Source organism: Domibacillus sp. F004, from assembly GCF_057814295.1.
Genome location: NZ_JBVATB010000005.1, coordinates 100799 through 113333, shown reverse-complemented (window position 1 = coordinate 113333; position 12535 = coordinate 100799). Strand labels below are relative to the sequence as shown.

Sequence of the window (12535 nt, the reverse complement as noted above, 5' to 3'; positions counted from 1 at the left end):
AGCTTAACGGGTTTTCATTATATCATCAATCTGTTTTTTTGAAGGTAAAGAGGAAATAGCCCCTTTCCCTGTTGTCGTTATCGCTCCGGCCGCGTTGGCAAATGATAGAATGGATTGTCCATCACGTATAAGCACAGTTTGTAAGGTTTGCTGATTCGTGCCGGCCTCAATTAAACGATACAGCAAAGCCCCAATAAAAGCATCACCGGCTCCAGTAGTGTCCTGTACGTCAACAGAATAACCGCCGGAATCAATCGTTATGTCTCGTACATAAAGTGTTGCACCGGCAGCCCCTTTCGTATAAATAACCGTTTCTACATCACCAACAAACAGCGATGCGATCGCTTGATCTTCGTCCTCTATCCCTGTTATAAAAGTCAGCTCTTCATCGGAAATTTTCACGATATGTGCTTTAGGAATAAACGCAAGAATCGTTTCTCGGCATGCATGTGGGCTATTCCAGAGCGGAAGGCGCACATTCGGATCGAAGCTGATTAAGGCTCCGCTTTCTTTTGCCGATTGAATCGCTTTTATATGGGCCTGCTTCATTGGGCTTTCAACTAGATCAACCGAGCAAAAATGCAAAATATCGCCTGCTTCAAAGAGCGACTCATCCACTTCATCCGCGGTCAAAAGCAAATCGGCAGACGGTTTTCGGTAAAATGAAAAGTCACGTTCGCCGTCTTCACGAAGCGAAACGAACGCGAGGCCTGTATTTGCTTCATTTGTGCGAATGACATGGCTTGTATCCACGCCCGTTTCTTCTAATTTTTCTAATAAAAAATCGCCAAATGCATCTGCTCCGAGCTTCGTGATCATCGCAGAGCGGCCACCTAGTTTGGCGACAGCTGCCGCTACATTCGCCGGCGCGCCGCCGGGAGCACGCTCAAATGACATGACATCTTTCAATGCACGTCCTTTTTGAAGCGGAATAAAATCAATCAATACTTCACCAATTGAATATAACGTACCCATCTCTCATTCTCCAATCATCCATCTATTTTGTGACACGAGTTTATCCAGCAATACGTGCAATTGTTAGAGACTCTCTTTTGTCTAAATTATACACGATTCAAGTTACGAAAATCATTTTTCACTAGAAAGAATGACGTTTGCCTAAAGTATGACCAACTCTAAGTAAGATCATTTAGAAAATTTGACATTAAATAAACAAATATATAATATATCTATAAATAATTAAACTTTAAAAGGTTGTGTTTAGTTTATGGATCTTTCGGAGCGCTTTTGGAATGCGCCGCTGGACGAATTAAAACGGGGCTATGTGGACGAAAAACAGCACTTTCTTTGCTTGCTATGCGGAACGAAGGTGGAAAAGGGACTTATTTATAAGGAGAAAGAAGCCTTATATGAAGCAGAGCGGTATATGCGGCTTCATATAGAGCAGTCGCATGAATCGGTATTTGATTATATTATAAGCATGGATAAAAAACTGACTGGCTTAACGGATCATCAAAATAAACTAATACGCCTTTTTTATGAGGGGAAAAGTGATAAAGCCGTACAGGAAGAGATGGGAATTGGCAGTGCGTCGACGATCCGGAATCATCGTTTTGTGCTGAAAGAAAAAGAACGCCAGGCGAAAATGTTTTTAGCACTAATGGAGCTGCTAAAAGAAAAAGATGCTCATGCGCCGGCACTCGTGCCGCCCCATCAAAAAGCAAAGCTGATTGACAGCCGCTATGATGTAACAGAAGAAGAACAGGCAAAGACGATTGCAAAATTTATGCCGGATGGTGTGCTGCTGACGTTTCCACCAAAAGAGAAACAGCGACTTATTGTTATGAGAAAAATAGCTAAACAGTTTTCTGCGGGGCAGATGTATGGCGAAAAAGAAGTAAATAAAATCATTGCTGCGATTTTTGATGATTATGTCAAAGTAAGACGGTATTTAATTGAATATGGATTTTTAAAAAGAAAACCCGATGGCAGCGCCTACTGGGTGAATGAATAAAGGGGGACCGGATAATGGATCGCAAAAAAGAATTGAAACAGCAATATAAAGAGACAAAAATAGAAGCAGGCGTTTATCAAATTAAAAATGTAGTAAACGGTAAGATATTTATTGCGAGTACACGCAATATAAAAACAATAAACGGGCGCAGATTTGAACTTGAAGCAGGTTCAAGCACACATAAAGAGCTGCAAAAAGAATGGGAAGAGTTTGGAAAGGATTCATTTGAATTTGACGTGCTTGAAGTGCTGAAAAAGAAAGAAAATGGCTTTTTTGATGAAAAAAGAGAACTGGAAAAGCTGGAAGAGAAGTGGCTGGAAAAATTACAGCCTTATGGAGAGACCGGATATAATAAAGTGAAGTGAAGACTAGTTTTCTGGAAAAAGGGTAGACACTGTATGAAAGCAAAATGGAGGAATTCGATGATGAATATAAAAGCACTTATGTTGAATGCTTCCTTGAAAGACTCCGGTGAACCATCACATACAGAGGCCCTTTTAAAAGAAGTTCAAGCTGTTTTTCAACAGGAGCAAGTAGAATCTGAAATTGTGAGGCTGGCGGATTATCACATTGCTTATGGGATCAGTGGTGATATGGGCGGCGATGATGAGTGGCCGGCTGTCTTTGAAAAAGTGAAGGAAGCAGACATTGTGATTATCGGCACACCTTTATGGCTCGGCGAAAAAAGCAGTATTGCGACACTAGCGATTGAACGGCTGTATGGAAGCAGCAGCGAAACGAATGAAAAAGGACAGGCCATTTATTATAACAAAGTGGGCGGTGTCGTCGTCACAGGAAATGAAGATGGAGCCAAGCATGCATCGGCTTCAATTCTATATGGCTTATCGCACATTGGTTTTGTCATCCCGCCGAATGTAGATACGTACTGGGTTGGAGAAGCGGGTCCGGGACCTTCTTATATGGAAAGCGGCCGGGATAATGAGTTCACGAAAAAACATGTGCAAATGCTGGCGTACAATACAATGCATTTAGCGAAAATGTTTAAAGACCATCCTATTCCAGCTCAAGCTGACCACTCCCACGGCTGAAGCCATGGGGTTCTTTTTCGCAAATATTCCACGTACCTTCTTTCATCGAAAGAGGCAGAGGCGGAACTTAGGCGAACAACTCTTGAGAGAGAAACAGTCCTTCAAGAGGGCAAGGTCTGTGCCGACTACGCCATCCCACTGGCGATACGTTTTTCTTTTTTCGGTCGATCGTTTCGGTGTTTCGTTTTTTGTCGCTGTTCTTCTGACAAAAACCGTTTATACCAAACGGGCTGCTTGTAGACAACCGACACAAGCGGTTTGACGGTCATGTGGTGTTGTTTCCGGGCAATGTTTTGCGCGCCGTTGACATCACGATGGATTTCTGTTTGGTGAACAGAACAACGAAAGTTTCGTCCATTCGCGTGGTGCCTTCCCCCGCAAAACGGACAGTCTTGTGACGTATAGGTTTCTTCTGTTACTTCTACTTGGATGCCTTTTAACTGCGCTTTATACGTGAGTTTTTGCTTGATTTTTCCCTGATTCCACAAAGAAAGCTGTTGTCTTCGTTTTTTGTTTGTCTTTCGTTTCTTTTGGCTGTTTTTTTTCGTGTTTTTTTCGATCCCAGACACATGCCCGATCACAAAATTCGTGACGTGCTCTTCTTCTAAAAAGGTCACAATCTCTTTCGTTGTTTTATGTTCCAGTTCATGGAGTTGGTTTTTGCTTTTTTGACGAATCCGATTTTTGGCTTGTTTGTATTTTTTCCATTGGTTCGATCTTTTTTTACAGCGGGACATTTTCTTGCTTAAATCGGCTAATGCCTTGGCGCGAAATTGAGAAAGACTGCGCATCGCCCGTCCGGATACTAATAAGGCTTTGTCCTCCGTTGCCACCGTCACCGCATGGATTTCCCCTAAATCGCCGCCGGCCACTTTACAATCATACGCAGAAAGGTCTTTTTCAGGAACTTGAACGGAATAACAAAACCAATACGCTCCGTTTCGCCACACAATTTCCGCATAATTGCAGCTCTCAAGGTTTTCGTCGGACCGATTCGGAATAACAACGGCCTTGTTTTTCTTCGAAACCTTTTCCGTCCACGTATTCTTTTTCTTTTTCGTTATCAAGTCCGAAAAGGCGTATCCATACTCCACTTTTTTAATCGTGATCGTGTCTTTAGAAACGTCCATCGAGGCTTTTTTTAACGGAATACAATAATAGTACTTTCTACGCCACGGATAGTTGGCCTTTTTGTCCGTTTTTCGTAGCTGCCGGATCGTTTCACGGTTCGCCACATATTTATCCGCAATCGCTTGAACGGTTTGAGAATGAAGATCGTAGGTTTGTTTTCGAATCGCTTGAATCTCTGTTTTACTCAGCCACTTTTTACGCGTGAAAGAATAGGAAGTCGCTTCTCGAACGATGTCATTCCATACGGATGCGGCTTCCCGCTGCATCATTCTCAATTCATTATAGAGCTCTTCATCATAAAGAATTTGAAAGGAATGTGTGACAAACATAGTGACGCCCCCCTTCCTCGCTTGGTCCGTTCATTATAACAGAATGTATGTTCCTAAAACAAGAGATAAGTGTCGAAAAAACAAAAAATTCGAACGATTAACGTGCCAAAAGACACACATCGTTCGACCTCCATCTCATCCCCTGTCTAAAGACAAAGGGCTTTCCCATTCGGAAAATCTGTAATTTAATAGAATAGAGTACAGAATGAAAAAAGCGATCAAATGTAGATCGCTTTTTTTATTTTGTATAGACAATTATACATAAGTTCGCATATAATTCATATAAATCATATTTAAATAGTTGGTTTTAGAGGAGGAGGGTTCAACATGAAAGTATCTAGTCGTGGAGAGTATGCGCTGCGTGCCCTAATCATTCTTGGACAAAAGAAAGAACTCATGTCGATCAGTGAAATTTCTGAAAAGACGCTTGTAACAGTGCGTTACCTTGAGCAGATTTTGCTTCAGCTGAAAAAGCTTGGATATGTTGAAAGTAAACGAGGCGTTCAAGGCGGGTACTTGCTGAAAGAATTACCGGAACACATTAATTTAGGAGAAGTCATTCGTGAAATTGAAGGACCGCTTTCGCCAATGAAATGTGCAAGCATTACAGCATATGAACCGTGTCCGCTTGAAGAGGGATGCCTGTTGAAACCGCTCTGGACACTTGTAAGAGACACAATCGCCTACGTATTAGAACAAACAACGCTGGATGATTTACTTCAAGGCAACTTGCGGCCGGTTGTACCAATCTAATTTAAATAAATTTAATTTTTTGAAAAAAACGTCTAGACAGGTTAGAGCGGATACGCTATAATCCAATTAATCAAATAAAACAAACCTAAATACTTGGTTATAAAAAAACTACATACAAAAGACCGCCGATCAGACAACTGAAGGCTCCTTGCAATCTAAATGTTTTTTGAATGTAGATTACTGGGAGCCTTTTTTGTGCAAAAGTCGACTGATATAGTCAAGATTAAAAAATTGGAGGGGAACGACATGTCAGAAAAAAGAATTGATGATCAGTGGATTGAGCGTATTGTACAGTCGCTAAAAGGAATTGAATACGGATCGGTGGAAATTGTCATACATGATTCGCAAATTACACAAATTGACAGGCTTGAAAAGCAGCGGTTTCCTTTGAAGAAAATCCAGACATTCGAAAGGCCAAAACAAATAAGAATTCAATAAAAAGCCGATCAGACATACTGAAGGCAGACCACGATTAACAAATGATTGTTAATTGAAGTCTGCCTTTTTTATATGAAAACAAACAGGTGAGAGGGGTTTTACACGATGCAAAAAAAGAAAACAGCATCCAAATTTTTAGTTGCGATTACAGCGACAGCGGCTATTTTAGCGGGCTGTGGCTCAGAAGAAAGCAGCGGGAGCGGAGAAACAGCGTCTTCTGCCGAAAAAGAACCGGTTGAAATATTGAACGTGTCTTATGATCCAACGCGTGAATTATATGAAGAGTTTAATAAAGAATTTGCTGCACATTGGAAAGAAGAAACAGGTCAGGAAGTTACCATCCAGCAATCGCATGGAGGGTCCGGGAAACAAGGCCGGGCAGTAATTGACGGTTTGGAAGCAGATGTTGTGACACTGGCTCTTGCTGGGGATATTGATGAAGTTGCCGCGAACCGTGATTTAATTGCTGAAGACTGGCAGACAAGATTGGAAGATAACTCAACTCCTTACACGTCAACGATTGTTTTCTTAGTACGTAAAGACAATCCAAAAGGTATTAAAGACTGGAAAGATTTAACGAAGGAAGGCGTATCGGTTATTACGCCAAATCCGAAAACATCGGGCGGTGCACGCTGGAACTATTTAGCTGCCTGGGCATATGCAGATCAGCAGTTTAATGGCGATGAAGCAAAGATAAAAGAATTCGTCGGAAATATTTATAAAAATGTGGAAGTACTTGATACAGGTGCACGCGGTTCAACGACGACATTTGTGGAACGCGGCATTGGCGATGTTCTAATTGCTTGGGAAAACGAGGCATTTCTTTCACTGAACGAACTTGGAAAAGACGAATTTGAAATTGTTGTTCCGTCAATTAGTATTTTAGCAGAGCCGCCAGTTGCAGTCGTGGATAAAATCGTAGAGAAAAAAGGCACAGAAGAAGTCGCACAGGCGTATCTTGAATACTTGTACACGGAAACAGGTCAAGAAATCGCCGCGAAAAACTACTATCGTCCACGTAACGAAGAAGTATTAAAAAAATACGCTGATCAATTCCCGGACATTAATCTCGTCACAATTAACGATGATTTCGGCGGCTGGAAAAAAGCCCAAGAAACACACTTTAATGATGGCGGCACGTTTGATGAAATTTATCAGCCAAAATAAGACGAAGACGGTGGGGTTCGTTCCCGCCGTTATTTTTTAAACCGTATCGTTTATTTATAGAAATGAAGGTGATGTCATGGCGAAGAAATGGAGATTTAAGAAACATAGCATTTTACCGGGATTCGGGCTGTCGCTCGGGTTTACGATGTTGTATGTCAGCATGCTCGTCTTGCTGCCGCTATCGATGATATTTATTAATACTTCATCAATGGGCTGGGCGGATTTCTGGGCGACGGTGACAGAACCGCGTGTTGTCGCATCTTACAAACTAAGCTTTGGAGCCGCGTTTGCAGCAGCCTGTATAAATGTGATATTCGGCGTGCTTATTGCCTGGGTGCTCGTTCGGTATTCGTTCCCCGGCAAGCGCGTAATAGACGGACTGGTAGATTTACCGTTTGCGCTTCCTACCGCCGTAGCGGGTATCGCATTAACAACACTGTATACGGAAAACGGCTGGATCGGTCAGTTTTTATCGTTTAAAGTTGCGTTTACTCCTATTGGTATTACGATCGCTTTAACATTTATCGGTTTGCCATTCGTTGTACGTATGGTACAGCCTGTTCTTCAAAACCTCGATCAGGAAATGGAAGAGGCTTCTGCCATTTTAGGAGCGAACCGAATTCAAACATTCTCTAAGGTAATCATTCCAGAGATTTTGCCTGCAGCGCTTACTGGTTTTGCTCTTGCGTTTGCACGTGCGCTCGGTGAATATGGCTCGGTCGTTTTCATTGCAGGAAACATGCCGATGAAAACAGAAATTACACCGCTCATTATTATGACAAAGCTGGAACAATATGATTATGCCGGAGCGACAGCGATTGCGGCGGTCATGCTTATCATTTCGTTCGTCCTGCTTCTGTTCATTAACGGGCTGCAGTGGTGGACGAATCGGAAGTTTGTTCATAATTAAGGAGGGGTTTTCATGGCTGGACATATTCCAATGCAGCATGGCAGTAAAAAAACAGGCAAGCGGACAGCAGAAGAACCGCTCTGGATTCGCGTCCTGCTTATCGCACTTGCACTCGGGTTTTTGCTTATCTTTCTCGTCTTGCCGCTCATTGCCATCTTTATAAAAGCATTTGAACAGGGAGCGAGTGTCTATTTCGCATCCATTACAGACCCGGATGCACTGTCAGCAATTAAATTGACATTGATCGTCGTCTTGCTGACGGTACCGCTTAACGCTCTTTTCGGTGTAGCCGCTGCGTGGGCGGTGACAAAATTTGATTTTAAAGGAAAAAGCCTTTTAATTACCATTATCGATTTGCCATTCGCCATTTCACCTGTTATTGCAGGTCTCGTATTCGTTTTATTATTTAGCGCACACGGTTTGTTCGGCGAATTTTTATTTGAACACGACATTAAAATTATTTTTGCTGTGCCGGGTATTGTACTTGCTACGCTGTTCGTCACGTTCCCGTTTGTTGCTCGTGAATTGATTCCGCTCATGCAGGCGCAAGGATCAGCGGAAGAAGAAGCATCCTTGACGCTCGGTGCAGGTGGGTTTAAAACGTTTCTTCTCGTCACACTGCCGAATATTAAATGGGGCTTATTATATGGGGTCATTCTTTGTAATGCCCGGGCAGTTGGCGAATTTGGCGCCGTCTCGGTCGTTTCCGGACATATTCGCGGCTTGACGAATACGATGCCGCTTCATATTGAAATTTTATACAATGAATATCAATTTTCCGCTTCGTTCGCTGTCGCCTCGCTTATGTCGATTTTGGCGATCATTACACTCATTTTGAAAAATTTCATTGAATGGAAAACAAGTCAGCACGGATAAGAAAGGAGAGGCTTTCGTATGAGTATTCAAATAAAGGAAGTATCGAAAACATTCGGCTCATTTAACGCGCTGAATGATATAAATATTGATATTAAAACCGGAGAGCTTGTGGCGCTGCTCGGTCCATCCGGATCAGGAAAAACATCGCTGCTCCGCATTATCGCGGGTCTGGAAGAAGCAGACAATGGCGTCATTTTATTCGGTGAAGAAGACATGACTCACATTCGTACGACAGAGCGAAAAGTCGGGTTCGTATTTCAGCATTATGCGTTGTTTAAGCATATGACCGTGTCTGATAACGTCGCCTACGGATTGAAAGTGCGTCCGAAAAAAGAGCGGCCGTCGAAAAAAGAGATTGAAGAAAAAGTGAAGGAACTGCTCGGGCTTGTAAAGCTTGACGCGTTTGCGGACCGTTATCCGTCTCAGCTGTCTGGTGGACAGCGGCAGCGTGTTGCACTAGCACGGGCACTCGCCGTTGAACCGAAAGTACTGCTTCTTGATGAACCGTTCGGCGCGCTTGATGCAAAAGTGCGAAAAGAGTTGCGGCGCTGGCTGCGAAGATTACATGATAATTTTCATATTACCAGTATTTTTGTGACACATGATCAGGAAGAAGCACTCGATGTAGCTGACCGGATTGTTGTGATGAATGAAGGGAAAATTGAACAGATCGGCAGTCCGGAAGAGGTGTACGATCATCCAAACAGTCCATTTGTATATGACTTCCTGGGAAATGTAAATTTATTTCAAGGCAGGCTCCAAAATGGAAAGCTGCTTTATGGAAATGTGGAAATGGATGCACCGGGCTTTGAAAGCGCAGAAAACCAGCAGGCAGTCGGCTACGTTCGTCCGCATGACGTAACCATTGACAGAGAAGGTACATCCAGTGGAGCCGTACAGGCAAAGGTTGTCCACGTTCACGCCGTCGGCCGGTCTGTTCACATCGAGTTGAAACGAGAAGATACCGAGCAATTTTTAGAAGCGGAATTAACGAGAGAGCGATACCGGGAGCTGGAGCTCAAAGTAGGTGAGGACGTTTTCGTTAAACCAAACCAGCTTCGTGTTTTCATTCCAGAAGATTATTCGATATAAACAAGCTGATCAGGCGACTGAAAGCTGCTTATCTTTTAAAGATAGGCAGTTTTTTATTTTTAAAAAGGAAAGGAGAAATCTACATGACTTCATTATTAGTTGTAGGCGGAGACAAAATTGACAAACTCGCAGAAAAACTAGAGGATCATGGATTTGATGAAGTAATTCATGTAAGCGGTCGAAAAGCTAAAATGGTCAAAACGAGCATACCTCCAAAAGTCGAACTCATTCTTATCTTGACAGACTATATTAATCATAATCTTTCCAGTGTTATTAAACGAAAAGCGAACGAGCAGTCGATTCCTATCTGTTTTGCCAAACGATCATGGAGCTCCATTTACAAGGAGGTAGAAAAGACATTCGTGAAATCAGTTTAAATAAAATGAAGAAACGGCCTTATACGTTAAATCGTTAAGGCCGTTTTGAATTAAAAAGATCACAATAAAGTCAAAAAGATTTAAGATAAGTATACAAAGGGAATGATGTAATGCAGAACGAATGATTCATTCAACAGAAAATGTTTAAGGGAGCGATGGATAATTGAATAAGCAGGAAATGTGGATGAAAAAGGCGATTCAGCTGGCGAAAGAAAATGTTGATACCGGACATGGCGGCCCTTTTGGCGCCATTGTTGTTAAAGACGGAGAGATCATAGGAAAAGGCTGCAATGAGGTAACCGCTTCAAATGACCCAACGGCCCATGCAGAGGTGCAGGCCATCCGCGAAGCATGCCAGCATCTAGAGTCTTTTCAGTTGACAGGCTGTGAGATTTACACAAGCTGCGAACCGTGCCCGATGTGCATCGGTGCGATTTACTGGGCACGGCCGGATGCGGTTTATTATGCTTGTACGAAAGAAGAAGCTGCTGCAATAGGATTTGATGACCAATTTATTTATGAAGAACTGGCCTTGCCCATTCATGAAAGATCTATCGTGATGAAAAAGCTGCCGTTTGATTATCGGAAAGATCCATTTGAAAGCTGGACTGTATCAACGAAGAAGGTCACGTATTAAAAATAACTAATCTCAAACCGTCAACAAACCCGCTTTTCAAATTTTTAACATGATTTCCGAAAGAAGTCTCCCACTTCTAAATGGTACGGGCGCAGCCCAGTGAAAGTGGGAGATGAATGTCGGCTGGCGTTAGACAGAGGCTTTTTGTTCATACTGCCAATTGCTGTTATGACTAATCAACGTCAACTCCTTTAGGCCGACTTGTTTGTAGTTCTTGCCCGGAACCGTGATATAGTCCTCTTCAATTGTCTTGACATACGCACCGCTTGTTCCCGTGAATCCAGTAATATAGCCTGTTCTCCCAAATAATCTCACTTTGTCATTCAGATAAAAACCTTTGAGCTGTTTCGTATTCTTCTCGTTTCGCTTACTTGTGATATTCTTCGTTTTACGGCCTTTCCTTGCTGTTGCTTCATGCAAGGAGCGTTTCTTTTTACGGAACTGTTTGATGTTGAACAACGCATCGGCATCCTTCTTGATTGCAAGTATTCCGCTAATCGCAATCGCATCATTTGCATGAGTCTTTTCTAATCCTAGTTCTTTTCTTTTCGGTGTGGTGATCGAGCCGTATGTGAACGCTGCATCCGGATACTTGGTGAATACCCGCCTGCGAAATACATTCATGAAGGTGCCTTCTTTATAATGCGGCAGCTTCTTTCCTTCTGTCATCCACTTATATAAAATTTGGCCCTTTTGATGATTATCGTACGTATGGCAATCCGTGCAAACCGCAATGAGATTGTCTGCCCGATCTGTTCCACCATGAGAACGATAAATGATATGATGCGTGTTCAGTATTTGTCCTTTTTTCTTGCATACTTGGCACGTATAGTGGTCTCTTGCCAGCACAAAATATCGAACATCGTAATAGCCGTGTGTTTGCCCTTGCTGATACTCCACTCCCTGTATGTCGGGATTCATCATCTTTTGAGCATCGAACTTTCCTACTTCAATCGTCAATACTGGATTAGGTACAAACGAACAGAACTTGTCAATCCAAAAGAACGTATTCTCTATCCGACTTTGAATGCTTGGCGGTAGCCACCCTGCTGGACGGGTGCGGTTCTGAAAACGCGGTTTCCGGTAACGGGTTTTTCGGTTTCGTCTGGAACGCCTGTAAATCTGTCTTGTGTCAAGCAGGCTTTTTACATCCTGACGTAACTCGATTTCACCTTTGATCAGCACTCGATCTTCACTCGTCATAGCGATGCCGACATGTTTCGTCCCTAAATCGACACCGACATGTACATCCTGTTTGTAGCCACTGCTTCCATAGAGCAGCTGGATGGTAAACGGCTTGTATGATACGATTTCTGCTTTCTTTTGTTTGAGTAACAATCTTGCTTTTCTTGGCTTACACGGCATCAATGCTTCACCATGTTTGTTCATAACGAACACGAGCATAACGTGTTCCCTCCTTAGAGTTTGTTACCCTTCGCCAATGTTGGTAAGGCTTTGCGGTTATACCGCCCAATCAGGTTGACCGCTCCTACCCATTCAGAGCTTTTACAGCGCCTGCACAGAGCAACGGACTAGGGTATCATCCGAGGGTGTGATAACCGGACCAACGTCGTTTGCGAAAAACGTAGGCTAGACAATTAAAGGCTTTTGAAGCCCCCACTTCAAACAGACTGAAAGGTCGTTAAGTGGTGGGTAGTTGACTTTGAGACGGGTTTGTTTTTTGTATTGATTGTATGCTTTTGATCAAATTAGCTTTTTGAACTCCCCCCACTTAGCTAACGCTTGAAGTGGGGGATTCCTGCGAACACGAGTGTATCCGCCCGTTATTTTAGCAGGCTCTACC

General features: G+C 42.8%; 14 protein-coding genes. 11 read left to right on the top strand and 3 right to left on the bottom strand.

The window, feature by feature from the left end; translation table 11 throughout:
* Positions 1–3 precede the first annotated feature (3 nt).
* Positions 4–975 (bottom strand): carbohydrate kinase family protein, encoded by a 972-nt coding sequence (locus ACZYRN_RS13745; protein WP_488912175.1) that lies wholly within the window; start codon positions 973–975, stop codon positions 4–6.
* Positions 976–1225: 250 nt separating this feature from the next.
* Here ACZYRN_RS13745 and ACZYRN_RS13740 point away from each other — a divergent pair, with 250 nt between their 5' ends.
* The 3 genes from ACZYRN_RS13740 to ACZYRN_RS13730 are packed head-to-tail and all read left to right on the top strand — an operon-like array spanning position 1226 to position 3021.
* Positions 1226–1972 (top strand): DUF2087 domain-containing protein, encoded by a 747-nt coding sequence (locus ACZYRN_RS13740; RefSeq protein WP_488912174.1) that lies wholly within the window; start codon positions 1226–1228, stop codon positions 1970–1972.
* A 14-nt stretch (positions 1973–1986) separates the two neighbouring features.
* Positions 1987–2337: a GIY-YIG nuclease family protein gene (locus tag ACZYRN_RS13735; protein ID WP_488912173.1), complete on the top strand. Its 351-nt coding sequence runs from the start codon at positions 1987–1989 to the stop codon at positions 2335–2337.
* Between the two features lie 57 nt (positions 2338–2394).
* Positions 2395–3021 (top strand): flavodoxin family protein, encoded by a 627-nt coding sequence (locus tag ACZYRN_RS13730; protein WP_488912172.1) that lies wholly within the window; start codon positions 2395–2397, stop codon positions 3019–3021.
* A 125-nt stretch (positions 3022–3146) separates the two neighbouring features.
* Here ACZYRN_RS13730 and ACZYRN_RS13725 read toward each other — a convergent pair whose 3' ends face one another.
* Positions 3147–4481 (bottom strand): RNA-guided endonuclease InsQ/TnpB family protein, encoded by a 1335-nt coding sequence (locus ACZYRN_RS13725; protein WP_488912171.1) that lies wholly within the window; start codon positions 4479–4481, stop codon positions 3147–3149.
* A gap of 327 nt (positions 4482–4808) precedes the next feature.
* On the opposite strand from ACZYRN_RS13725, the gene ACZYRN_RS13720 reads away from it, so the two are divergent.
* From ACZYRN_RS13720 to ACZYRN_RS13685, 8 genes are all read left to right on the top strand, one after another.
* Complete coding sequence (locus ACZYRN_RS13720) at positions 4809–5234, top strand: RrF2 family transcriptional regulator (protein WP_488912170.1); 426 nt, start codon at positions 4809–4811, stop codon at positions 5232–5234.
* 246 nt (positions 5235–5480) lie between these two features.
* Positions 5481–5672 (top strand): YezD family protein, encoded by a 192-nt coding sequence (locus ACZYRN_RS13715; protein WP_488912169.1) that lies wholly within the window; start codon positions 5481–5483, stop codon positions 5670–5672.
* A 105-nt stretch (positions 5673–5777) separates the two neighbouring features.
* Positions 5778–6839, top strand: a complete 1062-nt coding sequence (locus ACZYRN_RS13710) for a sulfate ABC transporter substrate-binding protein (protein ID WP_488912168.1) — start codon at positions 5778–5780, stop codon at positions 6837–6839.
* Positions 6840–6915: 76 nt separating this feature from the next.
* Entirely contained in the window at positions 6916–7749 is an 834-nt protein-coding gene (gene cysT, locus ACZYRN_RS13705; protein ID WP_488912167.1) for a sulfate ABC transporter permease subunit CysT, read from the top strand.
* Between the two features lie 12 nt (positions 7750–7761).
* A complete protein-coding gene (gene cysW / locus ACZYRN_RS13700) occupies positions 7762–8625 on the top strand; it encodes a sulfate ABC transporter permease subunit CysW (protein WP_488912166.1) in 864 nt (287 codons plus the stop codon).
* 18 nt (positions 8626–8643) lie between these two features.
* Positions 8644–9717 carry a sulfate/molybdate ABC transporter ATP-binding protein gene (locus ACZYRN_RS13695; RefSeq protein WP_488912165.1) on the top strand — a complete coding sequence of 358 codons (1074 nt, stop codon included), beginning with the start codon at positions 8644–8646 and terminating at the stop codon, positions 9715–9717.
* A gap of 83 nt (positions 9718–9800) precedes the next feature.
* Positions 9801–10094, top strand: a complete 294-nt coding sequence (locus ACZYRN_RS13690) for a DUF2325 domain-containing protein (RefSeq protein WP_488912164.1) — start codon at positions 9801–9803, stop codon at positions 10092–10094.
* Positions 10095–10272: 178 nt separating this feature from the next.
* Positions 10273–10731, top strand: coding sequence for a nucleoside deaminase (locus ACZYRN_RS13685; protein ID WP_488912303.1), 459 nt, complete (start codon positions 10273–10275; stop codon positions 10729–10731).
* A gap of 129 nt (positions 10732–10860) precedes the next feature.
* Here the strand turns inward: ACZYRN_RS13685 and iscB are convergent, their stop codons facing one another.
* Entirely contained in the window at positions 10861–12135 is a 1275-nt protein-coding gene (iscB, locus tag ACZYRN_RS13680; protein WP_488912162.1) for an RNA-guided endonuclease IscB, read from the bottom strand.
* Positions 12136–12535 lie beyond the last annotated feature (400 nt).

What these genes read in the sequence shown, in the direction of transcription:
- ACZYRN_RS13745 (WP_488912175.1), bottom strand. Translation starts at nt 975, where the DNA reads ATGGGTACGTTATATTCAATTGGTGAAGTATTGATTGATTTTATTCCG.
- ACZYRN_RS13740 (WP_488912174.1), top strand. Translation starts at nt 1,226, where the DNA reads ATGGATCTTTCGGAGCGCTTTTGGAATGCGCCGCTGGACGAATTAAAA.
- ACZYRN_RS13735 (WP_488912173.1), top strand. Translation starts at nt 1,987, where the DNA reads ATGGATCGCAAAAAAGAATTGAAACAGCAATATAAAGAGACAAAAATA.
- ACZYRN_RS13730 (WP_488912172.1), top strand. Translation starts at nt 2,395, where the DNA reads ATGATGAATATAAAAGCACTTATGTTGAATGCTTCCTTGAAAGACTCC.
- ACZYRN_RS13725 (WP_488912171.1), bottom strand. Translation starts at nt 4,481, where the DNA reads ATGTTTGTCACACATTCCTTTCAAATTCTTTATGATGAAGAGCTCTAT.
- ACZYRN_RS13720 (WP_488912170.1), top strand. Translation starts at nt 4,809, where the DNA reads ATGAAAGTATCTAGTCGTGGAGAGTATGCGCTGCGTGCCCTAATCATT.
- ACZYRN_RS13715 (WP_488912169.1), top strand. Translation starts at nt 5,481, where the DNA reads ATGTCAGAAAAAAGAATTGATGATCAGTGGATTGAGCGTATTGTACAG.
- ACZYRN_RS13710 (WP_488912168.1), top strand. Translation starts at nt 5,778, where the DNA reads ATGCAAAAAAAGAAAACAGCATCCAAATTTTTAGTTGCGATTACAGCG.
- cysT (WP_488912167.1), top strand. Translation starts at nt 6,916, where the DNA reads ATGGCGAAGAAATGGAGATTTAAGAAACATAGCATTTTACCGGGATTC.
- cysW (WP_488912166.1), top strand. Translation starts at nt 7,762, where the DNA reads ATGGCTGGACATATTCCAATGCAGCATGGCAGTAAAAAAACAGGCAAG.
- ACZYRN_RS13695 (WP_488912165.1), top strand. Translation starts at nt 8,644, where the DNA reads ATGAGTATTCAAATAAAGGAAGTATCGAAAACATTCGGCTCATTTAAC.
- ACZYRN_RS13690 (WP_488912164.1), top strand. Translation starts at nt 9,801, where the DNA reads ATGACTTCATTATTAGTTGTAGGCGGAGACAAAATTGACAAACTCGCA.
- ACZYRN_RS13685 (WP_488912303.1), top strand. Translation starts at nt 10,273, where the DNA reads ATGTGGATGAAAAAGGCGATTCAGCTGGCGAAAGAAAATGTTGATACC.
- iscB (WP_488912162.1), bottom strand. Translation starts at nt 12,135, where the DNA reads ATGCTCGTGTTCGTTATGAACAAACATGGTGAAGCATTGATGCCGTGT.